Annotated in this window: 28 protein-coding genes; 2 read left to right on the forward strand and 26 right to left on the reverse strand. The window is 31.3% G+C overall.

Translation table 11 applies throughout. From position 1 onward, the window contains the following. Positions 1–22: 22 nt before the first annotated feature. Genes leuB through ffh form a run of 7 tightly spaced genes read right to left on the reverse strand, consistent with a single transcriptional unit; the run spans position 23 to position 6,250 of the window. Positions 23–1,129 carry a 3-isopropylmalate dehydrogenase gene (gene leuB / locus ACIJYH_RS06485; protein WP_435162775.1) on the reverse strand — a complete coding sequence of 369 codons (1,107 nt, stop codon included), beginning with the start codon at positions 1,127–1,129 and terminating at the stop codon, positions 23–25. Continuing rightward, positions 1,122–1,727, reverse strand: coding sequence for a 3-isopropylmalate dehydratase small subunit (leuD, locus tag ACIJYH_RS06490; RefSeq protein ID WP_435162776.1), 606 nt, complete (start codon positions 1,725–1,727; stop codon positions 1,122–1,124). The genes leuB and leuD overlap by 8 nt, the downstream gene beginning before the upstream one ends. Then, on the reverse strand, positions 1,727–3,130 hold the full coding sequence (gene leuC / locus ACIJYH_RS06495) for a 3-isopropylmalate dehydratase large subunit (RefSeq protein WP_435162777.1): 1,404 nt from the start codon (positions 3,128–3,130) through the stop codon (positions 1,727–1,729). The genes leuD and leuC overlap by 1 nt, the downstream gene beginning before the upstream one ends. An 11-nt stretch (positions 3,131–3,141) precedes the next feature. Then, on the reverse strand, positions 3,142–3,678 hold the full coding sequence (rplS, locus tag ACIJYH_RS06500) for a 50S ribosomal protein L19 (RefSeq protein ID WP_435162778.1): 537 nt from the start codon (positions 3,676–3,678) through the stop codon (positions 3,142–3,144). A 16-nt stretch (positions 3,679–3,694) separates the two neighbouring features. Then, positions 3,695–4,381, reverse strand: coding sequence for a tRNA (guanosine(37)-N1)-methyltransferase TrmD (gene trmD, locus ACIJYH_RS06505; protein ID WP_435088196.1), 687 nt, complete (start codon positions 4,379–4,381; stop codon positions 3,695–3,697). A 15-nt stretch (positions 4,382–4,396) separates the two neighbouring features. Continuing rightward, positions 4,397–4,876, reverse strand: coding sequence for a 30S ribosomal protein S16 (gene rpsP, locus ACIJYH_RS06510; protein ID WP_435162779.1), 480 nt, complete (start codon positions 4,874–4,876; stop codon positions 4,397–4,399). 15 nt (positions 4,877–4,891) lie between these two features. Continuing rightward, entirely contained in the window at positions 4,892–6,250 is a 1,359-nt protein-coding gene (gene ffh / locus ACIJYH_RS06515; protein WP_435162780.1) for a signal recognition particle protein, read from the reverse strand. A gap of 161 nt (positions 6,251–6,411) precedes the next feature. On the opposite strand from ffh, the gene dapF reads away from it, so the two are divergent. Continuing rightward, positions 6,412–7,236 (forward strand): diaminopimelate epimerase, encoded by an 825-nt coding sequence (gene dapF / locus ACIJYH_RS06520; protein ID WP_435162781.1) that lies wholly within the window; start codon positions 6,412–6,414, stop codon positions 7,234–7,236. Further along, complete coding sequence (gene ftsY / locus ACIJYH_RS06525; RefSeq protein WP_435162782.1) at positions 7,236–8,153, forward strand: signal recognition particle-docking protein FtsY; 918 nt, start codon at positions 7,236–7,238, stop codon at positions 8,151–8,153. The genes dapF and ftsY overlap by 1 nt, the downstream gene beginning before the upstream one ends. Here ftsY and ACIJYH_RS06530 read toward each other — a convergent pair. The 19 genes from ACIJYH_RS06530 to ccmE form a co-directional block, all read right to left on the reverse strand. After that, positions 8,146–8,709, reverse strand: a complete 564-nt coding sequence (locus ACIJYH_RS06530) for a hypothetical protein (protein WP_435162783.1) — start codon at positions 8,707–8,709, stop codon at positions 8,146–8,148. The genes ftsY and ACIJYH_RS06530 overlap by 8 nt on opposite strands. 49 nt (positions 8,710–8,758) lie before the next feature. Beyond that, entirely contained in the window at positions 8,759–9,577 is an 819-nt protein-coding gene (locus tag ACIJYH_RS06535) for an alpha/beta hydrolase (protein WP_435162785.1), read from the reverse strand. Continuing rightward, positions 9,561–10,466 carry a DMT family transporter gene (locus ACIJYH_RS06540; RefSeq protein WP_435162787.1) on the reverse strand — a complete coding sequence of 302 codons (906 nt, stop codon included), beginning with the start codon at positions 10,464–10,466 and terminating at the stop codon, positions 9,561–9,563. The genes ACIJYH_RS06535 and ACIJYH_RS06540 overlap by 17 nt, the downstream gene beginning before the upstream one ends. A 17-nt stretch (positions 10,467–10,483) precedes the next feature. Further along, a complete protein-coding gene (locus ACIJYH_RS06545; protein ID WP_435088211.1) occupies positions 10,484–10,660 on the reverse strand; it encodes a hypothetical protein in 177 nt (58 codons plus the stop codon). Position 10,661: 1 nt separating this feature from the next. Further along, positions 10,662–11,990 carry an amidase gene (locus ACIJYH_RS06550; RefSeq protein WP_435088213.1) on the reverse strand — a complete coding sequence of 443 codons (1,329 nt, stop codon included), beginning with the start codon at positions 11,988–11,990 and terminating at the stop codon, positions 10,662–10,664. Between the two features lie 7 nt (positions 11,991–11,997). Then, positions 11,998–13,359, reverse strand: a complete 1,362-nt coding sequence (locus ACIJYH_RS06555) for a TRAP transporter large permease (protein WP_435162789.1) — start codon at positions 13,357–13,359, stop codon at positions 11,998–12,000. 2 nt (positions 13,360–13,361) lie between these two features. After that, entirely contained in the window at positions 13,362–13,934 is a 573-nt protein-coding gene (locus tag ACIJYH_RS06560) for a TRAP transporter small permease subunit (protein WP_435162791.1), read from the reverse strand. Positions 13,935–14,023: 89 nt separating this feature from the next. Then, positions 14,024–15,181, reverse strand: coding sequence for a TRAP transporter substrate-binding protein (locus ACIJYH_RS06565; protein ID WP_435088219.1), 1,158 nt, complete (start codon positions 15,179–15,181; stop codon positions 14,024–14,026). A gap of 167 nt (positions 15,182–15,348) precedes the next feature. Beyond that, the gene (locus ACIJYH_RS06570; RefSeq protein ID WP_435162792.1) at positions 15,349–16,302 is read right to left on the reverse strand and encodes a 2-hydroxyacid dehydrogenase; all 954 of its coding nucleotides are present in this window, start codon (positions 16,300–16,302) and stop codon (positions 15,349–15,351) included. A gap of 2 nt (positions 16,303–16,304) precedes the next feature. Further along, entirely contained in the window at positions 16,305–17,600 is a 1,296-nt protein-coding gene (glcF, locus tag ACIJYH_RS06575) for a glycolate oxidase subunit GlcF (protein ID WP_435162793.1), read from the reverse strand. Then, complete coding sequence (locus ACIJYH_RS06580; protein ID WP_435162795.1) at positions 17,600–18,880, reverse strand: FAD-binding protein; 1,281 nt, start codon at positions 18,878–18,880, stop codon at positions 17,600–17,602. Before ACIJYH_RS06580 ends, glcF begins: the two co-directional genes overlap by 1 nt. Then, positions 18,834–20,330 (reverse strand): FAD-linked oxidase C-terminal domain-containing protein, encoded by a 1,497-nt coding sequence (locus ACIJYH_RS06585; protein WP_435162797.1) that lies wholly within the window; start codon positions 20,328–20,330, stop codon positions 18,834–18,836. The genes ACIJYH_RS06580 and ACIJYH_RS06585 overlap by 47 nt, the downstream gene beginning before the upstream one ends. A gap of 5 nt (positions 20,331–20,335) precedes the next feature. Beyond that, entirely contained in the window at positions 20,336–21,499 is a 1,164-nt protein-coding gene (locus ACIJYH_RS06590) for a pyridoxal phosphate-dependent aminotransferase (RefSeq protein ID WP_435088235.1), read from the reverse strand. Between the two features lie 21 nt (positions 21,500–21,520). Continuing rightward, positions 21,521–22,672, reverse strand: coding sequence for an alpha-hydroxy acid oxidase (locus ACIJYH_RS06595; RefSeq protein WP_435162799.1), 1,152 nt, complete (start codon positions 22,670–22,672; stop codon positions 21,521–21,523). Positions 22,673–22,680: 8 nt separating this feature from the next. Then, positions 22,681–23,181, reverse strand: a complete 501-nt coding sequence (locus ACIJYH_RS06600; RefSeq protein ID WP_435096554.1) for an acyloxyacyl hydrolase — start codon at positions 23,179–23,181, stop codon at positions 22,681–22,683. A 19-nt stretch (positions 23,182–23,200) separates the two neighbouring features. Further along, on the reverse strand, positions 23,201–23,563 hold the full coding sequence (locus tag ACIJYH_RS06605; protein ID WP_435088241.1) for a cytochrome c-type biogenesis protein: 363 nt from the start codon (positions 23,561–23,563) through the stop codon (positions 23,201–23,203). Further along, on the reverse strand, positions 23,560–24,078 hold the full coding sequence (locus ACIJYH_RS06610; RefSeq protein ID WP_435162801.1) for a DsbE family thiol:disulfide interchange protein: 519 nt from the start codon (positions 24,076–24,078) through the stop codon (positions 23,560–23,562). Before ACIJYH_RS06610 ends, ACIJYH_RS06605 begins: the two co-directional genes overlap by 4 nt. Then, positions 24,068–25,963, reverse strand: coding sequence for a heme lyase CcmF/NrfE family subunit (locus ACIJYH_RS06615; RefSeq protein ID WP_435162803.1), 1,896 nt, complete (start codon positions 25,961–25,963; stop codon positions 24,068–24,070). The genes ACIJYH_RS06610 and ACIJYH_RS06615 overlap by 11 nt, the downstream gene beginning before the upstream one ends. Continuing rightward, positions 25,950–26,369: a cytochrome c maturation protein CcmE gene (gene ccmE / locus ACIJYH_RS06620; protein WP_435088247.1), complete on the reverse strand. Its 420-nt coding sequence runs from the start codon at positions 26,367–26,369 to the stop codon at positions 25,950–25,952. The genes ACIJYH_RS06615 and ccmE overlap by 14 nt, the downstream gene beginning before the upstream one ends. Positions 26,370–26,373 lie beyond the last annotated feature (4 nt).

Genomic DNA, 26,373 nt, shown 5'->3' on the forward strand with positions numbered 1-26,373 from the left:
TAAGCTTAGAATAATTCTAAGATTATTGCAATTTTGAAATTATCGCATCACCCATCTCAGAGGTTGACGTTTCTTTCATACCTTCTGATAGAATATCTTTTGTTCTAAGACCATCATTTAATACGTCTTGAACTGCTTTTTCTAAAGCGTTTGCTTCATTATCAAGATCTAATGAATATCTAAGAGCCATTGCAAAACTTAATATCGATGCAATCGGATTGGCTATTCCTTTGCCCGCAATATCTGGTGCTGATCCATGAATAGGTTCATACATAGCTCTCATTTCACCATCTTTATTTTTTGCCCCCAATGATGCAGATGGTAGAAGTCCTAAAGACCCTGTAAGCATTGAAGCTTGATCAGATAACATATCACCAAATAGATTGTCAGTTACTATCACATCAAACTGTTTTGGGTTTCTTAAAAGCTGCATTGCACAATTGTCAGCAAGCATATGACTTAATTCTACATCCTTGTACTCTTTATCGTGAAGTTCTTGAACCTCTTCTTTCCAAAGCTGTCCTGCCTCCATTACATTTGATTTTTCACATGATGTTACTTTATTTGATCTTTTTTTAGCTAAATCAAAAGCAACTCTTGCTACTCTGGTAATTTCACTAGTTGTGTATGTATGGGTGTTAATTCCTTTTCTTTCACCATTATCAATTGGCTTAATACCTCTTGGCTCACCAAAATATATTCCGCCCGTCAATTCTCTTACTATCATTATGTCTAAGCCTGATACAATTTCTGGCTTTAATGTTGATGCATCAACTAATTGTTCAAAACAAATAGCAGGTCTTAAATTAGCGAATAACTTTAATTCTTTTCTAAGTTTTAATAATGCTCTTTCAGGTTTTTTTGAAAATTCTAAATTATCCCATTTAGGACCTCCAACAGCACCAAGCATAACCACTTCACTTTCTAAAGCTTTATAAAATACTTCGTCCGTTATAGGTGTACCATGTTTATCATAAGAACAACCTCCAGCAAGATCCACATCTATTTCGAAATCTAATGATTTATTATCATTGAACCAATTAATAATTTTTTTTACTTCGCCAATGACTTCAGGCCCAATACCATCACCTGGCAATAAAAGTATTTTTCTTTTTTTTACTTTAATCATTAAAAATCCATGGTTTTTTGTTTTTTAGATCTGTTTCAAAATTTTCAATTTTGTCTGACTTTTTAAGAGATAGAGCAATATCATCTAATCCCTCTAGCAAACACTTTTTCTTAAATGGATCTATATCAAATTTAATTTCATTATTTCCATAAACAATTTTTTCATCATTCAAATCAACTGAAATTTCTTCTTTTCTATTTGCATATTCTGATAGCTCTTTAATTTTTTCTTCTTCTAAAATTATAGGCAAAATTCCATTTTTAAAACAATTGCTATAAAAAATATCTGCATAACTAGAACTAATTACACATGTTATCCCAAAGTCTAATAATGCCCAAGGTGCGTGCTCTCTAGAAGAGCCACATCCAAAATTTTTACCAGCAATTAAAATTTTTGAACCATTGTATGGACTTTGATTTAAAACAAAATCATTAATTTCTTTGCCTTGATCGTCATATCTCATTTCAAAAAATAAATTTTTTCCAAGTCCAGTTCTTTTTATTGTTTTTAAAAATTGTTTTGGAATGATCATGTCTGTATCAATATTTACTATAGGTAAATATGCAGGTACGCTTTTTAATGTATTAAATTTTTGCATTAGTTTTGATACTTTCTTACATCATCTAGATTTCCAGATATTGCTGCTGCAGCTGCCATACCAGGACTTACTAAGTGTGTTCTACCACCTCTTCCTTGTCGTCCTTCAAAATTTCTGTTCGACGTAGAAGCACATCTTTCCTCAGGTTTTAATTTATCAGCATTCATTGCTAAACACATTGAACATCCTGGCTCTCTCCATTCGAAACCAGAATTTACGAATATTTTATCCAAACCTTCTTGTTCTGCTTGCTCTTTTACTAAGCCAGAACCTGGAACAACCATTGCATTCACATGTGATGATATTTTTTTATCTTTTAAAATTTTAGCTGCTTCTCTTAAGTCTTCTATTCTGCCATTAGTACAGCTTCCAATAAACACTTTATCTATTTTAATATCTTTAGCTGCCATATCTGGTTTTAAGCCCATGTATTTTAAAGCTCTTTCAATAGAGTTCTTTTTATCCTCATCGCTTTCATTTTGAGGGCTAGGAACTTTACCATCTATAGTAATTACATCTTGAGGAGAAGTTCCCCAAGTAATCATTGGTAAAATTTCATCTGCATTTAAATTCAGCTCTTGATCAAAACTTGCATCTGCATCAGTTTTAAGTGTGTTCCAATAGTTTAAAGCTTTTTCCCAATTATTTCCTTTTGGAGACATAGGTTTTCCTTTTAAGTAATTAAATATTTTTTCATCTGGTGCTATTAAGCCCGCTCTTGCTCCACCTTCTATTGTCATATTACAAATAGTCATTCTTTGCTCAACGCTTAAAGATCTAATTAAATCACCGGCATATTCTATAACAGAACCTGTTCCACCAGCTGTTCCAATCTTTCCAATAATTTGAAGTATTACATCTTTTGAAGTTACGCCTAGAGGTAATTGACCATTAACATTTATTCTAAAATTTTTTGCTTTTTTTTGAACTAATGTTTGTGTTGCCAAAACATGTTCAACCTCAGATGTCCCAATCCCAAATGCTAAAGAGCCAAAGGCACCATGTGTTGCAGTGTGACTATCACCACAAACTATCACTGTTCCTGGCTGAGTAAAACCTTGTTCAGGTCCAATTATATGAACTATCCCTTGTCGTTTATCAGCCATCCCAAAAAGTTGAACTCCAAATTCTTTGCAATTAGCTTCTAGAGTGTCTACTTGTATTTTAGACTCTGCATCGGCTATTCCTTTTGTTCTATCTGTTGTAGGCACATTGTGATCAGCTACAGCTAATGTCAAATTAGGATGTCTAACTTTTCTATTTGAATTTCTTAAACCTTCAAATGCTTGTGGGCTAGTAACTTCATGAACTAAATGTCTATCAACAAAAAGTAATGCTGTACCATCCTCTTGTTGATCAACTAAGTGATCGTTCCAAATTTTATCGTAAAGAGTAGTGGACATTGAAAAAAAAATTATTTTTTTTCTGAAGGGCTTTCTGATTTTTGTTCTTCTTTAACAACTTCAGTCGCTGGAGCTTCTTCTTTAGGAGCCTCTGCTGCTGGTGCCACTTCTTTAGGAGCCTCTGCTACAGGCGCTAAATTTTCTTCAGTTACAGTTTCTGGCTTTACATCAACATCAATTCCAATTTTTTTTCTTATCTTTTCTGCAATCCTTGCTGATTTACCTGTTCTGTCTCTTAGATAATATAATTTAGCTCTTCTTACTTTTCCTGATCTTATTACTTTTATTGAATCTATTAGTGTTCCATATAATGGGAATGTTCTTTCAACACCTTCTCCAAATGAAATTTTTCTAACTGTAAAAGATGAATTTAAATCTCTACTTTTTTTAGCAATACAAACACCTTCAAAATATTGAATTCTCTCTTTTTTACCTTCTGTAATTCTAACACCAACTTTTACAACGTCTCCTGGATAAAAATCTGGAATTTTTTTCTCTGATAGTATTTTTTTAACGTTATGTTGGTTTATTTCTTCAATTGTTTTCATATCAATATTTATCAAGTTAATTCTTCTTATATTTTTGCCATAAATCTGGTCTTCGGTCGCGTGTTATAGCCTCAGATTGAGATAAACGCCAGTCTTTAATTTTACTGTGATCACCAGATAATAAGACCTCAGGAACAGCTTTTTCCTCCCAAATTTGAGGTTTTGTGTACTGTGGATACTCTAATAACCCATTTTCAAAACTTTCATCTGTTTTAGAGTTTTCATTACCTAAAACACCAGGCAAAAGTCTTAATATACTATCAATGACAACAAATGCTGCTGTTTCGCCTCCTGATAAAATATAATCTCCAATACTTATTTCCTCTATATTTCTAGTAGATAACACTCTTTCATCAACTCCTTCAAAATGACCACAAATGAATGATGTTGATTTATCATTTGATAATTCTTGAGCATAATTTTGATCAAATTTTTTACCTTTAGGTGATAAGTAAATTATTCTTCCACCTTCAATTTTATTTTGATCTAAAGATTTTGCTAAGATATCTGCTTTTAAAAGCATTCCAGAACCTCCACCATACGGAGTGTCATCAACTGTTTTATGCTTATCTTCAGCTGCATCTCTAATGTTTACAATATTTAAATCCCATAACTTTTTAGATAAAGCTTTTCCGTATAGGCCTTTTGATAAAGGCCCAGGAAAAACTTCTGGATAAAGTGTAAACACTTGAGCTTGCCACATAAATAATCTTTTAAATTATTTTTGTTCTTCTTTAGGAGCCTCTGCTGCTGGTGCCGCTTCTGCTGCTGGAGCTTCTTCTTTAGGAGCCTCTGCTGCTGGTGCCGCTTCTGCTGCTGGAGCTTCTTCTTTAGGAGCCTCTGCTGCTGGTACTTCTGTCTTCGGTGCAGCTGCTGGTGCTGCTTCACCTTCTTTGTTTCTTTCTTTTTTTGGAACTGCCTTTTTCGGGTTGTTACCATTTGCAGGCATTGGCATTAATTCATTTTCACCTAAAATTCTTGCAACTCTAGTTGTTGGTTGTGCACCTTGACCCAACCAGTACTTAATTCTTTCAGCTTCAAGACCAACTCTCTCCTTTTTCTCTTTAGGTAAAAGAGGGTTGAAAAATCCCACTTTCTCAATAAATCTTCCATCTCTTGCAAAACGACTATCTGCTACAACAACTTTGTAAACAGGTCGTTTCTTTGTTCCACCTCTTGATAATCTTAGTTTTAACATTTGTTCTCCTTTTTATTATTTTAATTGATTAAATAGCTCTGGCGGTATTCCTTTATCAGACATACCTTTCAGATTTCCTTTAGACATCTTCTTCATCATTTCAGACATCATTTTAAATTGCTTAAGCAATTTATTGATAGTGGCTGGATCTGTGCCAGAGCCATTAGCAATTCTTTTTTTTCTAGAACCATCAATAAGTTTTGGGTTCTCTCTTTCTCTTTTAGTCATCGACAAAATAATAGCTTCATTTTTGGTAATAATACTTTCATCAATTCCAGCTGAGTCCATTTGAGATTTCATTTTTGAAACTCCTGGCATGAAAGACATTATTCCTTCAATACCACCCATTTTTTTCATTTGTCTCAACTGAGTTAAATAATCTTGCATAGAAAATTGACCTTTTTTTAAATTTTCTTCTGCTTTTTTAATATTTTCTTCACCTAAATCCTGTGCAGCTTTTTCTACAAGAGATACTATGTCTCCCATTCCAAGAATTCTATTTGCTATTCTGTCAGGATGAAATACTTCAAGATTATCAATTTTTTCACCTATACCTAAAAATTTAATTGGAACATCTGAAACATATTTCATGCTAACAGCTGCACCACCTCTTGCATCACCATCTGCTCTTGTTAAAATTATTCCAGAAAGATTTACTGTATTTTTAAATTCTTTTGCAACAGATGCTGCTACTTGTCCTGTTAATGAGTCTGCGACCAAGAATGTTTCTGTCGGATTTATTACACTTTCAATTTGCTTAATTTCACTCATCATTTGTAAATCAATTTGAGTTCTACCAGCAGTATCAAATAAAATAATCTCAGCTCCATTTAGATTTGCTGCACTAATTGCCCTTTGACAAATATCTGTTGGCTGTTGACCTTCAATTATAGGAAGTGTTAAAATATCATTTTGTTCTCCGAGTGATCTAAGTTGCTCCTGTGCAGCTGGTCTATAAATATCGAGACTAACCATCATTACTTTTTTCTTTTTGTTAGTTCCCAAATATTTAGCTAATTTTGCAGTAGTTGTTGTTTTTCCTGAACCTTGAAGGCCCACAAGCATCATGGGAACAGGCGGAACAGCACTAAGATTTATCTCGGTATTTGACTCACCTAATAGATTAACTAACTCATCATATACAATTTTTACAACCATGTCCCCAGGAGAGGTTGATCTTATAATTTCTTGACCTAGGACTTTTGGTTTAACATTTTCAATAAACTCTTTGGCAACTTCAAGAGTAACATCAGCCTCTAATAAGGCCTGTCTAATCCCTCTTAAACCCTCATCTACTTGAGCTTCATCAAGTGAAGGAGCCTTTTTTAAAGAAGAAAAGATTTCTTCGAATTTATTTGTTAAATTTTCAAACATAATTATTACGCACAGCAGTAATCGCACTAGTGGGCGAAGCCTCGCTGACTAGTGTCGATCTCTTTGTTTCCAAAGACACCACAAATTTAATGTTTTTGCGGAAACGGCAACAACCTATAATAGAGGTTCAAAAAGTCAATAAATAAGTTAAATATCTATATATGGATATTAAAGCATTTAAAATGGATGGTTTGGGCAATGATTTTGTGATCATTGATCAAAGAAATCAAAGTTATAATCTAAACAAAGATCAAATTATTAAAATATGTGATCGGAGTTTTATTGGATGTGATCAACTAATTTTTATTCAAAAAACTGACAGAAAAGATGCTAACTTAGAGTTCTACAATTCAGATGGAAGCGTTTCTGGTGCTTGTGGAAATGGGACTAGATGTGTAGCTGATCTTTTATCAAAAGAAAACGATGATAAAGAAATTATACTTTGGACTTCTTCAGGAAGATTAAAATCACAAATTTTAGGTGACAATTTAGTGGAAACGGAAATTGGTATTCCAAAAACCAATTGGAATGAAATTCCATTAAATAAAGATTTAAATACAAAAAACCTGAATATTAAAATTATTAACAAAGATAATATTGAACATATAGGTGGAACTGCAGTTAATGTAGGAAATCCTCATATTGTTTTTTTTGTTGATAATATTGAAGACTATGACTTAAAAAAAATAGGCCCTGAAGTAGAAAATCATGAATATTTTCCAGAGAAATGTAATGTTACACTTGCAAAAGTTGTGAGTAAAAAATTAATTAGAGTTAAGGTTTGGGAGAGAGGGGCTGGACTTACAAAAGCTTGTGGAACAGCGGCATGTGCTACAGCAGTAGCGGCAAATATTAATGGATTAACAGATAAAAAAACTGATATTGAGTTCGCATTAGGTAAACTATCAATATCTATTGATGAGAAAAATAGTATTCACATGAAAGGACCTGTCTCAGATATAAAAAATATTGAGATTAATATTTGATGGGAATTTTTGATAAATTTAAATCTGGTTTTAAAAAAAGTGCATCTGCTTTTACGTCTGGTCTAAGAGATATAGTTGTAAAAAAGGAAATAGATGACAAAACCTTAGACAGAATCGAAGAATATTTAATTCAATCTGATGTTGGCGTTATAGCTGCATCTGAGATTAAGGAAATTATTTCAGATAGTAAAATTGATCCAAAGAAAGATATTGCCGAGGAAATAAATACAATTTTAAAAGAATATATAGTTTCTTTGATGAAGCCACTTGAGAACAATACTTTTTTTAAAAAAAAAGAAAAAATTAATGCCACACTAGTTTCGGGTGTAAATGGAGTTGGAAAAACAACAACCATTGGAAAAATTAGTAAAATATTAAAAGCAAATGGAAATAAAGTTATGCTAGCTGCATCAGATACATTTAGAGCAGCAGCTATTGAACAATTAGAAAATTGGGCAAATAAAGTAGAGGTTGAGATAACAAAATCTTCTCAGGGAGCAGATCCAGCATCTGTTGCTTATAAGGCTATAGAAGACGCAATTGCTAATAATTTTAATCAAGTTTTAATTGATACTGCTGGAAGATTACAAAATAAAAAAAATTTGATGGAAGAATATAAAAAAATTGCAAACGTAACAAAAAAGATAGATCCTGAAGCTCCTCACGATGTAATTTTAGTTTTAGACGCTACTTCAGGGCAAAATGTAATAAATCAAGTTGAAGAATTTAATAAAATCATTCCTGTCACTGGTCTTATAATGACAAAATTAGATGGTACTGCAAAAGGAGGAATACTTTTAGCAGTTGCTAAAAAATATAAACTTCCAATTATCGCCTTGGGCTTAGGAGAAAAAGAAGATGATCTACAAATTTTTGATGCAGAAAAATTTGCTGACGCTTTTACTCAAATTAGTTGATTAAAGTACTTGATATTAAAGGCTTATAGAAGCTACACTTATAATTTTCTTTAAAATTATCATGTCCACAATTTTTAGCTATTGATGAAATGATAAAATCAAATTTTCCATTTTTTGGATAAAGTTCTAATTTTTTTTTACTAATATCAAATTTAAAATTAGCATTTAGACTTTTAACAGCACTTATCATTACTAATGTTTTGTTATCTTTTAAAAGATAGTAAGCAAAATCATCTGGAAATACTGGAAAGTCATATTCTTCAAGAAAATATTTTGCTCTTTTGGGAAACCATTCATAAGAAATTAGTGGAGATGAACTTTTTGTTTTATAATCATACATATAAAGATCTTTGGGAAAATCATTTATATAATTACTATTTTCTCCTCTTGCTAATATCGCCTTCTCTCTTGCCTTAAAATATAGAGCAAAATTTTCATTATGTGAGTTCATTTGATCTATATGGAATAAATTATCAATCAGTAATTTATTTTCTTCTGCTGCAACAAAGTTTTTAAAAGAAAAAAAAATGACAAGTATTAAAAGTGTTTTCTTCACACATAATATTTAATAGAAGAATTTGTGCTATGTTTGTTTAGAATGTGGCTTAATTTAAACTTTTGATAAATTTTTCTAGCTTGAATAAAAGCTTTTCATCATATTCCATCATATGATCGTCAGATTTAGTAAAATAAGAATACTTTGGCTGATTAGCCATTTCATAAATTTTTTTGCCCATCCAAAAAGGAACAATTTGATCAACTTCACCATGCATCACTAAAACTGGAATATTAATATTCTTGATCTTTTTTTGATTGTCATACTTATCCTTTAACAAAATTGACACTGGAATATATGGATAAAAATTTTTTGCCGCTTCAACCATTGATGTAAAAGGTGTCTCAAGTACTAATCCAGCATAATTATTGCTTTGTGCTACCTCAGTTGCAACGCCAGTTCCAAGAGACTCTCCATAAAGTATAATATCTTTTTCTTTTAAGCCTAATTTTTTGAGCCACTGAATGGTACTTCTAGCATCTATATAAAGCCCTTTTTCATTAGGCTTTCCTTTATTACCACTAAAACCCCTCCAAGCTATTATCAAAAAATTAATGTCCATATCTTTAAAATGATTTAATTTGTGAATTCTATTTTCAAGTTTCCCAGCATTGCCATGAAAATAAACAATTGTCTTAAATTTTTTAAGATCTTTTTTGTGAAACCATCCTAATAAATCTATATTATCTGAAGTTACAATCTTCACTTTTTCTACGACTACTTCCAACTTATCACCAAAGTAATTGTTCTCATCAGGATGGTACATTAAGCTTCTCTGAAAAATAAAAAGAAGAATTAACACTGATGCGTAAACAATAATTATTCCAATAATTAATTCCAAAAAAAAATTCCTACGTTTTAGTTTCATAATTTTTCTTAGCTAAATAAACACCAAAGAATACTAAAACTGTGCCTAAATAATGAAAAGTTTCCAATTTTTCATCAAAAAATATAAATCCATAAATTGCAGCATAAATTGTAAAAATATAGAGCGTAAAACCAGTTAAAGACGCACCTAGGCTTTTTTGAGCCTGAGTATAAAGAGTGAATGCAATTATTCCTGGAGATATTGCGGCAAATATAACCCATAAAAAAAATTGTGAATTAAATAAAGTTCTTTGAACAGCTGCTTCTTCAATTATATAAAATGGAAGTAAACTTACTGCTCCAAAAAATGCTACTAATGTAAATCTTTGAAAAATAGGCAATTTAGATTTCCAATAAAAAAGGTAGACAGAATAAAGAGCCCAACCAATGGCTGCAGCTAACATCCATAGATCTCCAATTGTAAAATTTAAATTTAATAATAAATTAAAATCACCTTTGATAATGATTGCAAAAACTCCTAATAAACAAGAAACTAAACCAATAATTTTAATAAAATTAACTTTTTCGTTAAAAAAAATTGCTGAAATTAAAATAATAAATATGGGTGAAGAAGTATAAATAATTCCCATATTAGTAACCGTAGTTGTTTCCCCTGCTAAAAAAGGAAACGCTCCACAAACACCACATCCCATTGCACCTAAAAAGAAAAGTTTTTTAAATTCTTTTTTAATTATTTTGGAATTTTTTATTAAAAAAGAAAATGTAAATGGTAGAAGCAATAAAACTACCACAGTCCATCTCCAAAATGCTAATGAAATTGGCGGCACATATTCAACCCCACCTCTTGCAACAATCAAATTAGATGCCATGAAAATTGGCTGAATAAATAAAAGTGAAAAAGCTAAAAAATTTTTTTTTTTATCAGACAACTTTTTTCTATTAGTAGTTATTTTTTATCAAAGAAAGCTTCGTACAGCATCATGAAGATAGCTACAGCCATCAAAATATAAACTGGCAGCACATCAAAAAAACCAATCATAGAAGATCGAGTTAGCGTTGTTGCCAACCCAATTAAAAAAGCACCTGCAAGCAAAGACCCCAGAAATGTTGTAAATTTTTGCATATTATTTATTACATTCCTTTTCTAGCCAATTGGCAACACCTAAAAACCTATGATCATCATAACGAGCACCCACTAGTTGTACTCCTAGAGGCATACCACCATCGCCCTGAAGTAATGGAAGTGAAATACAAGGTGTACCAAGATAAGACCAGACCTTATTAAATTCTGCTGTGCCTGTACTTTTCAAACCTTTTGGAGCAACACCAGGACTAGAAGGTGTTAAAACACCATGATAATCCTCAAATACTTCTTCATATGAATCATAGCTTCTTTTCATAAAATCAATTGCCTCAGCATAATCTTTGGCTGAATGTTTATTACCTTTTGAAATAGCATCTTGCATATATTTAGATAATTTTTTTTTATATTTCTTAAAATACAAACCAAAATTATTTGCCAAATCAGTTTCATGAATTATTTGATGATATTTATGAATATTCTTAAAGTAAGAAGGTGTATCGAAAACTTCAATATTTTTTTTAAATGATTTTATGAAGTATTCAAATGCATCTTTTGATTTTTTATCAAGTAATTTCCAATAATCAGTTTTATAAAAAATAAACTTTGGTTCAAACAAAGGCCCTTTTTTTGTTTCACTCAACATGTTTTCCGTTGAGTAGTGAACTGTTGCTTTGTCGTGATTATCTTTCCTAATTAAAACTTTAGCAAGTAGAGCAACATCTTCAACTGATCTTCCAAATACTCCCATGTGATCTAATTTATCTGATGTTTTTAAAACACCATTTCTTGAAATTAATCCATATGTTGGTTTATACCCAACAACACCACAATAAGATGCGGGTCTTATTACTGATCCTCCAGTTTGTGAACCAATTGATAGTGGTGCCATAAACGATCCAACAGAAGCTGCTGATCCACTAGAAGAACCACCTGGTGTTCTTGAATGATCATGTGGATTTGTAGTCTTTGAAGGACCAAGATAAGCAAGTTCTGATGTTGCTGTTTTGCCCATGACAATTGCCCCTGCAGAAAGAAGTAAATCAACTATTTCTGCATTTTGTGAGTAAGATTTACCTTTTCTAATTGGTGTTCCACACTCAGTTGGCATATCAATTGTTCCAATAATATCTTTAAGTGCAACAGGAATTCCATGTAGTGGTCCTGTTGGTTTACCAGATCGTCTATATTCATCAGCCTCAGCTGCTTTTTCAAGTAATAGTTTTTTATCTAAATGAACCCACGCTTTTACATCTTTTTCAAATTTATTTATTCTTTCAATATATTTTTGGCAAACCTCAACCGAAGTCAATTGAGCATCTTTTATTTTTGATACGATGTCTTCAACTTTTAGCTCTAAAATATCTGTCATTTCTTATTTAATTCGCAAACAATGTTTCAGGTAACCATAATGCAATTCCAGGGAACATGTACATTAAAAACATTGCAAAAATTACAATGCCAAGGAATGGCATAATACCCCTAAAAATATCCATTAATTCAACATTATTTTTTTGAACACCTTTTAAATAGTAAGCTGACATTGCCATTGGAGGTGTTAAAAAAGATGTTTGCAAATTCAGAGCAATCAGCATTGCAAAGAAATATGGGTTAACATTAAATACTTCTAATAATGGTAAAAATATTGGAACAAAAATAATTAAAATTTCTGTCCATTCTAATGGCCAACCTAAAAGAAAAATTATTATTTGAGTAATTATTAAAAATTGCCAAGTGGTTATATTGATTGAAGTGAAGAAATGTTCAAATACCTCATGTCCTCCTAGATAAGAAAAAACTGAAGAAAAAGTCCAAGAACCAATAAACAACCACATAATCATTGCCGTAGTTTTTGCTGTTAAAAATACAGACTCTTTAAAGTTTTGCCATTTTAAAGTTTTATAAAACCACGATAACAATATTGCTCCAAAAGCTCCTGCTGCAGCCGCTTCTGCGGGTGTTGCTATTCCAGCTAAAATGGTTCCAAGCACCAACATAATTAGTCCAAAAAGTGGTACAAAAGAAACTAATACTTCTTTTAAGATTTCTGCTCGAGGTGGTATATCCTCTACTTTAGGTTTTGGTGCAATTGCCGGATTCATCCATGCTCTAAAAACTGCATAGCCAATATATAAACTAGCTAAAAGAAGACCTGGAAAAATTGCAGCAGCAAATAATCTTAGTGGTGACAGTTGTGCTATTACTGAATATACAATTAACATAATACTTGGGGGTATTAAGATACCTAAGCATCCCCCTGCACAAATCACACCTGATGCAAATTTTTTATCATAACCTGCCTTCACCATTGCAGGCCAAGCAAGTAGCCCCATTAGCGTTACCACAGCGCCTATAATTCCTGTGGCGGTAGAAAATAATGTGCAAGTTATTAATGCAGCCACAGCCATACATGCTGGAAGCCTATGTGCTGCTAATCTTATAGCAAAAAATAATTTTGAAACTATACCAGCTCTTTCAACTAGGTAACCCATAAATAAAAACAATGGTACTGCTGTTAGGACATTATTATCCATAACTGTATAGGTGTTTTGAACAAATAATTGAAATATTCTGTTATCGAATATGTGCTCCATCATTGTTGCATCGTAATATGCGTAATAGCCAAAACCAATTCCCATTGCCATTAACGTAAATGCTATTGGAAAACCTAAAAGCACTGCGAACAAAAATATTCCCATCATAAAAATTGCTACTTCAGGATTTGTAAGACTTAAAAACATTTTTATTTATTCTCACTTTCTGCTTGTCTCATTAAAACTTTTTCTGTTTCTTCTGCAACAACCATTCTTGCTGGCCATTTTCCTTCTTGAATACAAATAATTGATCTACATACTTCGCTAATTCCTTGTATGATCAATAAAATACCTGCTGCTGGTATCATTGATTTAACCATATAAATTTGGATTTGAGCTGGACTACTCCAGCTAGTTTCTTTTATTTTCCACGCTAGTGCTGCATATTCAAACCCATAAAATGCTAGAGCTATTACACCAGGAAAAAAGAAAAGAAAATAAAGTATTAAGTCAATCCAAGCTTGTTTTCTTTCACTAAATAATCTGTAAATAACATCTCCTCTTACATGGGCTTCTTCAGCCAAACAGTAAGCACCTGACATCATAAGTATTGCACCATACATTTGCATACTAAAATCAAAATTCCAAAGTGTTGGCTTGTTAAATGCGTAAGCCATTACGACTTCATAAACTGTACCACCCATTAAAATTACTATACACCAAGAAAAAGCTTTACCCATAGAGGTGCTTAGCGTATCTGCAAATTTAATAAAATTTCTCATTAATAAATAAACCTATCTTTATTTCATTAAAAAATCTGTAAAAAAAAAGGGGGTTTGAACCCCCTTCTTTATAATTTATTTAAAGTTAATTAGATTTTAACTTTTCCGATTGGACCAAACTCATTTTCATAAGCTAATTTGTAGTTCGGTTGATTCATCAACAGATACTTCATTGTTCTCTTAGCGTATGCTTTTTGTGAGTCTACTACTTTCTTGAAGAAAGCATCTTTAGCAGAGAACTCACCAACGATTTTATCCCAACCTTTTAACTGTTCTGCTAGGATAGCATCAGATGTTTGGTAAACATTAACCTTATGCTCATTCATCAATTTAGCTAAGTCAGTAGAATATCTAACTAGCGCTTTGAAGTAGTTATCTGAGTTTGCAGCGTAAGCAGCATTCTTCAGAATAGCTTGATGAGCAGGTGAAAGGCTGTTTAGTCTCTTAGTATTCATAGGAATTTCAAACATTTCCTGAGATTGGTGGAAACTTCCTAAGTGATAGTGTTTAGAGACATCTTGCATTCCAAACTGTGAGTCTGATGTAGGGTTGTTAAACTCTGCAGCATCAATCAAACCAGTTTTCATAGCTGGTTGGATTTCACCACCTGGTAATTGTCTTACGACCATTCCCATAGCAGTTAAAACGTTAGTCGCAAGACCAACTGTTCTATACTTCATACCTTTAACATCAGATACTTTTGTTACATTCTTTTTAAACCAACCAAATGGTTGAGCTGGCATTGGCATATGAAAGAAACCAGTATAATTAAATCCTACACTTTTTACTGCTTCTTCGTATAATGCTCTTCCTCCACCATACTCCATCCATCCCATTACTTCTTGAGATGACATTCCGTATGAAGGACCAGTTCCAAAAAGTGAAGCTGCAGCATTTTTACCATACCAATATGCAGTCACCCAGTGACCCATATCAACTACGCCTGAACTTACTGCTTGTCCAATTTCTGAAGTTTTTACAATTGCTCCAACAGGCTGAAGATCAATTTTTAATTCTCCTCCTGACATGTCGCTAACCATTTTTGCATAATCTCCTGCCATTTCAAAAAAGATGTTGGCGCCTGATGGCCAAGCTGCTTGCATCTTTAAAGTTAATGGAGCACCAAAAGCTACATTTGGCATTGCCACAGCTGTTGCTGCTGCTGCACCTGTTGCTGCTGCTGCTTTGAAGAACTTACGTCTTGAAGGTGTTTTTGAACCCTTCAATGATTTCTTGTCTTTAATCATTAGTATCTCCTAGTTTAGTTAATTAACTTGATAAGTTAATTCTAATTAGAGATTGGAGTCTACAGCGAAAATGACCCATGCCTATTTAGATACAATCTAAGGTAGAACTGTTTGATCTATATCAATTTTTAGCTCTTATAAACGCGCTTTTATTAATGAATAAAGATTTAATTTACTTTATTTTTACAATTACCTGTGTTGAAAAACTCATCAATATTATCTATCGCTAAGTTAGCCATTGCTGTTCTAGTATCTTTAGTTGCGCTACCAAGATGAGGTAAAATGAAAGCAGTTTTAATTTTTAGGTAACCAGGATTTAAATTTGGTTCCCCTTTATAAACATCTAAACCAGCTGCATAAATTTTTCTTCTATTTAAAGCATCAATTAAAGCTTCATCATCTACAATATCACCTCGTGCAACGTTTGTGATTACTGCACCTTTAGGAAAATATTCTACTGTTTCCTTGTTAATTAAATTTACAGTTTCTTTTGTAGCAGGGCAACAAATCGACAAAACATCTGATACTGAAAAAAGGCTTTTTAAACTATCATGATAAATAGCACCCTGTTCTTTTTCTTCACTTAATTTAGAACGATTATGATAATGAATTATCATTCCAAGTGACTTTGCAATTTTTGCAATTTTTTGTCCAATTCTTCCCATTCCCAAAATACCAAGTCTAGTACCTGTTAACTGCTTCCCAATTAAATAATCTGCAGACCATTTCCAATTACTTTCTTTGGCAGCTTCAATTCCCTCCGCTGCTCTTCTGCATGCTCCTAAAATGAGAAGAATTCCTATTTCAGCAGTTGCATCTGACAAAACTTCGGGTGTGTTGGTTACAGCTATTCCTCTTTTTTTGGCAGCTTCTAAATCTATATTTCCAAATCCAACAGCAAAATTTGAAATTACTTTAACAGTATCAGGTAGTTTATTGATTGTTTCTTCATCCATTTTATCAGTCAAAGATGTCAACACAGCATCACAACCCTCACTTAGTTCAATTAATTTTGACTGTGAATAAAGTTCGTCATTTGAATTTAACTTTGCATCAAAAGTGTTTTGAGCTTTATCTTCGCAATCTTTAAGTAGTCTTCTTGTAACCAATATCTTCTTCATAATTAATTCCTTAGTAGTGCTTGTGGTTTTGGGCCTCCTGTATACCAATCTAAAACTTCAATTGTATGTACAATTGGAACTTTTGTACCATGAGAAATTTGGGTAATACAACCAATATTTCCTGTTGAAATAAAATCAGGTTTCAAACTTTCAATATTATTTACTTTTTTAGATAATAATTTTTTAGCTATTTCTGACTGTAAAATATTGTATGTCCCTGCAGAACCACAACAGATATGACCCTCTGGGATTTCAAGAATTTCATTATTTGTTTTTTCTAGAAGAGATATAGGTTGAGAGTGAATTTTTTGACCATGCTGCATAGAACACGCTGAATGATATGCAACTTTATATTTTTTATTTTTTTCTTTAAGGTCTAATTTTAAACTCTCAAATATATATTCTGATATATCTCTAGTCAGCTCAGAGATAACTCTCGCTTTTTTGCTTAATTCTTTATCGTCTCTAAATATAAATCCATAATCCTTCATTGTCGTACCGCAGCCTGATGTATTAGATAAAATTGCATCTAAATTTCCTTTTTGGTGCTCATCATACCAAGTATTAATATTATTTTTAAAGTCTTGATGTGCATCTTCTTCTTTTCCCAAATGATGATTTAAAGATCCACAACATCTAATTTTTTTTGGAACTACAACTTCAACCCCATGCCTATTTAGCAATCTAATAGTTGCCTCATTAATTTGTGGAGATATTTCTTTTTGTACACAACCTGTCAATAAAGCAACTCTTGCGATTTTCTTTTTTCCTTTAGCTTTATAAATTTCTTTATTTGGAAGTTGTTTTTTTGGAAAATGAGTAGGCATAAGCTCTATCATGTCCTTAATCTTTGACGGAAATAAAAATTTGAAAGGTTTGCTTAATTTAACTAAGAAACTGGATAATCTAAAAATTTTTGTATTAGGTAAAGTGATTGATAAAAAATATCTAATCAGTTTGTCAAAAAAAGATCTTTCATAATTTTTTTCGATATATTTTTTACCATGATCTATAATGTGCATATAGTTCACTCCTGCAGGACATGTGGTCATGCAGCTGTAACAAGATAGGCATCTGTCAATATGCTTAACAACTTTACTTGTTGGTTTTTTATTATTTTCCAACATATCTTTAATCAAATAAATTCTACCTCTAGGTCCATCAAGTTCGTCTCCTAACAATTGATGAGTGGGGCACGTTGCATTACACATTCCACAATGAACACATTGTTTGAAAATTTTTTCGGTAGCTAAATTATCTTTATTTTCTAACTGTTTTTTTGAAAAATTTGTTTGCATTAAACTCCTCTATACATCTTTCCAGGATTTAAAATTCTTTTTGGATCAAAACTTTGTTTAATCTTTTTAGAAATCATCAACCTAACATCGTCAATTGTAAAAATTGACTCTTCATAATCATATTCGGAAGATGCCTTAATAATTGTTAGGTATCCACCATACTCTTTGGTGATTTTCTTAATTTCCTTAATTTTCATATTTTTTTTTGCAGGCATTTCAATCCAAAATAATGAACCACACCAATCAATATAATATTTAAATTTATTACTTAAATACTTCATCATTGTGGACCCGTTAGAAGGTTCAATAACTATTCTCACCAAATTATTTTTGGTCTTTTCAAAAAGCTCTAAATTATTTATTTTTTTCCAAAAAGGTTCAGATTGATAATTATCCAATAAAAATGTCTTATAAGTGTTTAATTGCAACTCTTCTGTCAAAGATTTTATTTTTTCATTAATAGAAATTTTATCTCCCTCAACTCTAAATGCTAAAAATGAGCCTTTAAAATCCAAATCATTGAATTTGAATATTTTATCTCTATTCTTTAAGTAACTGTCGTCCTTAGGTTCTTCAGGAATAAATACAGCGCCTGATACCTCGCTACTTGAACCAGATATTTTATTAAATAGGTCATAAATCAATTGATTGTTTTTTGCATCAATTACGATTGTATTAGAAAATTTTTTCTTTGGTAAAACTTTAAGAGTTATTTCAGTTAAAATGCATAAAGTTCCAAAAGAACCTGTAATTAATTTTGACAAGTCATAACCTGTTACATTTTTTACAACAGTTCCTCCAGATTTAATAATATCTCCTTTGCCATTTACGCCTTTAAACCCCAAGACATGGTCTCTTACACTTCCAACTTTAAATCTTCTTGAACCTGCATAATTACATGACAGATAGCCAGCAACGGTACCTTTGTTAGATTGTCCATTTTCTATAAAACCAAAATCAATTGGTTCAAAAGCTAATTCTTGATTGTTTTTTTCTAAAGCTTTCTCAACATCCTCTAATAGAGTACCAGCTTTTACTTTTATGTATAGTTCCTCTGGAAAATAATCAATGATACCTGTTAATTTGGAAAGTGAAATTTTATTAGATGTTTGTGTTTTATTTCCAATAAAATTTTTTGTATTAGTTCCAATAATTTCAGTTGGAAGATTTTTTTTATAAAATTCTTTAATTAAAATTGATACTTCTTCCTCATTTTTTGGGAAATAAGTGTTGTTAGAATCTTGGAAGATCTGGGAATTTATTTTCGACCTTATGGACATGAACCCTTCCTTCCTCTGTGCATTTTCTTAAGATAGGATAAACTTTTCCTGGATTTAATAAATTTTTTTCATCTAATGATTTTTTAATATCAAGCTGTTGTTGAATATCCTTGTCATTAAACATTTCACACATTAATTCTCTTTTTTCTATACCAACTCCATGTTCACCAGTAATAACCCCACCTAATTTCACACAAAGTTTAAGTATTTCTGCCCCAAACTCCTCTGTTTTTCTTAGTTGCTCTTTATCGCTTCCATCGAACATTATCAATGGATGAAGATTTCCATCTCCTGCATGAAAACAATTAGCAACTAATAATTCATATTTTTGAGATAATTTTTTAATCTCTAATAAGGCTACTGCAAGCTTCCCTCTTGGAATAACACCATCCATGCAATAATAATCAGGTGCCATCGCACCACAAGCTGGAAAAGCTGCCTTTCTTCCGGCCCAAAACGATAATCTTTCTTTTTCATTTTTACTCAACTTTAAACTTGAGCAATTATTTTTTTTTGAAATTTCACTTACTTTCTTCAATAATTCATTTACTTCAGACTCAGTCCCGTCTAACTCAACTATTAATAATAATTCTGCATCACGTGGATATCCTGCTTTACTAAAATTATCAGTTGCTTCAATTAAAGCTTTGTCCATTATTTCCATTCCAGCTGGGACAATTCCATTAGATATAATATCTGAGGCTGCATTACCTCCTTCTTTAATTGATGGAAACCCTATCAATGCTGCTTTAACTACTTGAGGTTTTTTTAAAATTTTAACAGTTACCTCCGTCACAACTCCAAGCAATCCTTCAGAGCCACAAATCAAACCCATTAAATCATATCCCTCTTGATCTAATGTTTTTCCTCCAATTCTACAAATAGTTCCATCCATCAAAACCATTTCAACACCTAAAATATTATTCGTAGTTGTTCCATATTTTAAAGAGTGAACACCACCAGAATTTTCAGCAACATTTCCTCCAATAGAACAAGCTAATTGACTAGATGGATCTGGAGCATAATAAAAATCTTTATGTTGTACTGCATGAGTTATTCCTAAATTAGTAACACCTGGTTGAGTTACTACATATTTATTTTCATAATTAATGTCTAAAATTTTATTAAATTTTCCTAATCCTAATACGACCGCATCCTGCAGTGGTAAAGCACCTCCTGACAAGCCTGTACCTGCGCCTCTTGGTATTACTTTTATATTTTCTTCATAGCAATATTTTAAAATCTCACTAACTTCTTTTGTATCTTTTGGTAAAATTACAGTTAATGGACTTTGTGTGTAAGCTGCTAAAGCGTCTGTTTCATAAGGTTTAATTTCATCAGGATGACTTAACACATTTTCTAAACCAGAAATTTTAGATAAGTTTTTTACAATTTCATCTTTACGTTTGATTGTATTTTTATCAATTTTCGGCAGCACTAGATCAGTCATTAATACTAGCCTAGCATTTTTTTGATATTTTCCAATGCGTTAGAAATGTTATCTTGAGAGGCTGCAAAACTAAATCTTACATAATCTTTAGAAGTTTTACCAAAAGCAGTTCCTGGAACTATTGCAACTCCAGCTTCATGCATTGCTCTTTTACAAAATTCTGAACCATCCATTCCAGTTCCTATAACTTTAGGAAAAGCGTAAAATGCTCCACCTGGCAAACTACATTCAACACCTGGCAAACTATTTAGCCCTTCATGAATTAATTTTCTTCTTTGGGTAAATTTTTCCATCATTTCATTTATAGAGTCGTCAGGCCCATCTAAAGCCGCAATACCTGCAAACTGTGCTGCTGCATTAACACATGACACGCTATTAATTAACAATTTATTAATATGTTCAACTAATTCTTCTGGCCAAAAACTCCAACCCAATCTCCAACCAGTCATTGAATAGGCTTTACTCCAACCTTCAAGAACTATTAATCTATCTCTTAATTCTGGATAGTTAAAAAATGAAGGCATTTCTTTTCCATCAAAAATTTGTCTACTATAAATTTCATCACTTAGAATTGTTACATGAGGATATTTTTTTAGTCCCTCTGCTAATTTGTCTATTTCTGATTTTTCTACAAAACTTCCTGTGGGATTATTCGGATTAATTAAAATTAACAATCTAGTTTTATCAGTTATCAAAGACAAAATCTTATCAGCACTAAATTTTAAATCTTTGTCTTCAGTCAAATCATAAGGGACTGCTGTTGATCCAGTATAATTAATCATAGACTCATAAATTGGAAATGCAGGTGTTGGGTGAATAATTTCTGCCCCAGGTTCACCAAAACATTGAATGGCGTAATGCATTGTAGGTTTTCCACCTGGCATTATAATAATTCTCTCTGGATCTATATCTTGATTATAAAGTTTTTTAATTTTTCTAGTGACTGATTGTCTGCACTCAAGAATTCCATTTGAAAGAACATACCCATGATGACCATCATCAAGAGCTTTTTTAGCTGCTTCAACTATATGTTTTGGCGTTTTGAAATCAGGTTGACCAAGTCCTAGATGTATCATTGGGTTTCCTGCTGCTTCTAATTTTTTAGCTTCTGCTAAAACACTGAAAGCTGACTCGGTTCCCAAGCGATTTAAACTTGCTGCTAATTTCATTTTTTAATTCTCCTTAATTATTTATTTTCGATAAATTATTTTTGATCTATTCAATTCTTGAATAGTTTTGCATCCCATTAGTACCATATTTCGATTAATTTCATCGTGCATATTCTGCAATAGACGTTCTACTCCTGCTTGACCCCCAGCACCTAGAGAAAATAAGAACATTTTACCGAAACTGCACGCTGTAGCCCCTGCTGCTAAAGCCTTTAAAACGTGAGTACCTCTTCTAATTCCACCATCTAAAATAATTTCAAGTTTATCACCAACCGCATCTGAGATTTCTTTTACTTGATCAAAAGGTGATCTTGAACCATCAAGCTGCCTTCCACCATGATTTGAGATCATTATAGCCGTACAACCAATATCAATTGCTCTCTTAGCATCCTCTACTGACATTACACCTTTCAATGCAAAAGGTTTGTTCCATTTTTTTGCACAATACTCAGCATCTTTCCAGTTCATTGCTGGATCATACTGTTCGTTAATATATTGTATTACTGATTTTGAAATATTAGTTCCTTTATCAGTCTTAGTTTTTACATTCGACAATTCAAATTTTCCATGCGTAAAATAATTAAATACCCATTCTGGATGCAATGCAAAACTCATTAAACTTTGTAGTGTAAGTTTTGGTGGTGTAGTAAATCCTGTTCTGTGATCTCGCTCTCTATTCCCAGCAACCAATGTGTCAACGGTTAAGCACATACCATCATAGCCTGATGTTCTACATCTCTCAATTAAATCATCTGTGATTGATTGATCTTTATGAACATAAAGTTGAAATAATTTTGGTCCTTTTGAAATTTTGGCAATTTCTTCAATTGTGTTGTTTGCCATTGTAGACATACTATAAAAAGTTCCAAACTTTTCAGCAGCTCGAGCTGAGGCTTTATCACCATCATGATGATAAAGTCTTTGCATAGCAGTTGGAGATAAAAATATAGGCATATCAATTTTTTTACCAAAAACAGTTGTTGATAAATCAGGTTTGCCTACACTTGCTAAAACATTGGGAACTAAATCACAGTCATTAAATGCTTCTGTATTTCTTTTAAGAGTAGCCTCATCATCTGCACCGCCATCAATGTAATGGAAGATGGGTGAAGGTAGTCTTTTTTTTGCTAACTTTCTAAAGTCACTAAAATTATAACAATCTTTTAAATTCATAGTCGTTATCAAAAATTTTTAATTAAATTAAACATATAACTATTCGCACCAGGATTTTTGTCTCCAATGCTTGCATTAGATACGTGATTGTATGATATACCAATTTTAGAATTTTCAGATAAATCATAAGAAAACTGAATTTCAGATTTAAATTCAAGAACATGACCCAAATCTTTTCCATCTCCTTTGAAGTACAAGCCAGGTGCAAAACTAGGTGTGAATGTTAAAGCGCCCATATCAACGTTCCACTCAAATCCTGTATAAACATATGCAGCAGAATTTTCTGTTATAAAACCACCAGTAATTGGTGAAATATTTCCTAAAAAAGTATCTTTTTCTAAATTTTCATTCTGATGTTGAATACCAAACAACATTGCTGCTTGCTTATCATCACTAAAATCAAAATTGCCTGTAAAAAAATTATACTGATGACTGCTGTTTTCTGCCGCAAGCAATCTAGTGGCAGTAAAAAATATAGTTAAAATTATAATTAATTTTTTAAAACTCATTATTGTTAATAGCAGATTATTATGGTTTTTTTATAAATTTATTAAATATTATTGCACCGCCAACAAAAAATATCAATAGAGGTAATAGCCAAAGAAAGTAGGTATTCCTATTAAACAAAGGATCATATAAAATCCATTCACCATATTTACTTTGAAAATAAGAATAAATTTGTTTTTCAGATAATCCTTCATCAATTTTACTATCAACTACAATTTTCAAACTATTTGCAAATTCTGAGTCAGAATCGTAAACTGATTGTCCCTGACAGATCAAACAACGTAAATTTTTTGTAATTTTATTTTTCAAAATTTCATTGTCGGCTTTCAAACTATTAATAGGAAAAATAAAAAAAATGATTAAAAAGAATTTAAATATTTTCATTTTATAAATAATTTAATTTCTTCCATAGACTCTTTGCTAAGTGGCCCTATATATTTTTTAATAATTTTATTTTTATTGATTAGAAAAGACTCCGGAACTCCATAAGCGCCCCATTCAATAGCATTGGTGCCATCATTATCAAAAATTATCTTATCATAAGGATTTCCAAGCTCTTCAAGGAATTTTTTTGCATTTTTTTTTGTGTCTTTGTAGTTAATGCCAATAATCTTTAAATTATCGTTTTTTATCAAATCCATTAAAATTAAATGTTCTTGCTTACAAGGAACACACCAAGATGACCAAATATTTAATAAATAAAATTTATCTGTATTAAAAATTTTAAGTGTATTAACTGTTTTGCCTGAATCAAATAATTCGACTGAAACTGAAGGCACTTCATAATTTATTTTTACTTCCGGGGTATAAATATTAGTGTCCTGTAAACCTTTATAAAAAATAATAAAAATTGTTATAAAAATTAAAACGATTGAAAATGGTAAAAATTTATTTTTCATATTCTTTTTTAACAAAGCTCACTAATCCACCAAAGCTGATCAAAATTACTGAAAGCCAAATCCACAACATAAATGGTTTAACCTGATACCTAACATTAAAAAAGTTCTGATTTTGAACCATGTTAATAACAATAAACTTATCTGACAATAGTGTCGTTTTAATATCAGCCTCACTAGTGGCAATATTTGGTTGATTATATATCCTTAGCTCTGGTGATAGATTTTCTATTTTACCTTTAGAATCTTGCACAATGAAATTACCTATAATCGATCTATAATTTTTTTCCTTTTTTTGACTAATACTTTTAAAAACTATTTTTGTTTTTGTGTCCTGAAAAATTTCTCCCACTCTTAAATTTGTAATAATTTCATTTGAAAATAAACTGTTAAAAAGAATACTTAAAATTAATAAACTAAAACCAAAATGAGCTATATTTTGTGCTAGATTTTTAAATCCTTTAATAAAAAAATCTCTTAAAGTAATAAAAAACAAATATAAAGCACTTGAAATTAAAATTGTGTTTATCAAAAAATTAGGGCTGAAGTTTTTAACAATTAAAATGGATAAAAAAATTGAAATGATTAATAATGAAATTAAATAAATTTTGTCATCTAAGTTTGATTTAATCCATTTCAACTTTGGTCCAATCGCCATAATCAGTAAAAAGGGAACTAAAAAAGGTATAATAAGCTTATGATAAAAAGGTGGTCCAACAGATATTTTTTGAGAAGACAAAACATCAAGAAAAATAGGATAAATAGTACCAATCAAAACAACTGATAAAAAATACATCATAAACCAATTGTTAACTATTATAGCTGTTTCTTTGCTTAACCAGAAAAAACTATTTAAATTATTTTTATTAGTTTTATGAAAAAAGAAAAAAATAAATAATGAAAGAAAAATTAAAGAAAATAAAAAAATTAAAATAAATAAACCTCTTTCTGGATCATTTGCAAAAGTATGTACAGAGTTAAGAATTCCTGATCTAACCAAAAATGTACCACTCATGCTTAGTGCAAATGTTGATATTGATAATATTATAACCCAAGAAGTTAAGATTAATTTTTTCTCTAAAACCAAAATACAGTGTAAAAGTGTTGTTAATGCAAGCCATGGCATTAAAGAGACATTTTCGACTGGGTCCCAAAACCAAAAACCACCCCAACCTAACTCATAATACGCCCAAATGGATCCCAATAAAATTCCTAGAGTTAAAAAAATCCACGAACTTAAAGCCCATTTTTTTATATGAGACGCCCATTTTTGTGAGACAATATTTAAAGTTGTTGCAGCCAGAACTGAAGAAAAAATTATTGAAGAACCTACATAACCCAAATATAAAATTGGAGGGTGAATTGCTAAAGCTGGGTCTTGTAGTATTGGATTAAGCCCCAATCCTTCTGTTGGTATTGGATAAATATAATTAAAAGGGTTTGATGTTTTGATCAAAAAAATAAAAAAACCTATAATTATAATCTGCTGAAACGTTAAAGTTAAAATTCTATACTTTATAGGTTGATTTTTAGTTCTTATTAAAAAAATAAGAATAAACAATGTTAAAACAAGTAACCACAGTAATAAACTTCCTTCATGATTGCCCCAGGTTCCAGCAATTTTATAGAAAAATGGTTTTGTTGTATGTGAATTATTAAAAACAGTTTCGTTACTAAAGTCAGATAATACAAATGATAAAACTAAACATAAAAAACTAATTACAACTAAAAAAAATTGTAAAAATGTGAATGATAAAATTTTAGTATCTAATAATTTTGGATTTTTAAAATTTTTTACAGAAAGATAAATGAGAACCAATCCAAAAAAAAGTCCAAGAAATAATGAATAATTTCCTATAACACTAAATAGCATTTTATCTTTCTCCAAGCGCCTCTTTTACCTCTGGAGGCATATAATTTTCATCATGTTTTGCTAAAATTTTTGTGGCAGAAAAAAAATTTCTGTCTTTTAAAAAACCTTCTGCAACCACTCCTTTATCTTCTGCAAAAAGATTTGGGATTGCGCCTGAGTAAGTGACATTAATTTCATTTTTGAAATCTGTAATTATGAACTTAACTTCACTGGCCTCTACTAAAATGGAATTTTTTTTTACCATTCCACCTATTCTAATTTTTTTTTTATCTAATTCTGATAAAGCTTTAATCTCTGAAGGTGATTGAAAATATACTACGTTTTCTTCAAGTGATTTTAAGACTAGAAATACCGTAAGTATTAAAGTAATTAGAATAAGAGCTACAAACAAAAATCTTAATTTAACTTTACGACCATACATGGTT

Source organism: Candidatus Pelagibacter bacterium nBUS_25 (genome assembly GCF_051200975.1).
GTDB lineage: Bacteria > Pseudomonadota > Alphaproteobacteria > Pelagibacterales > Pelagibacteraceae > Pelagibacter.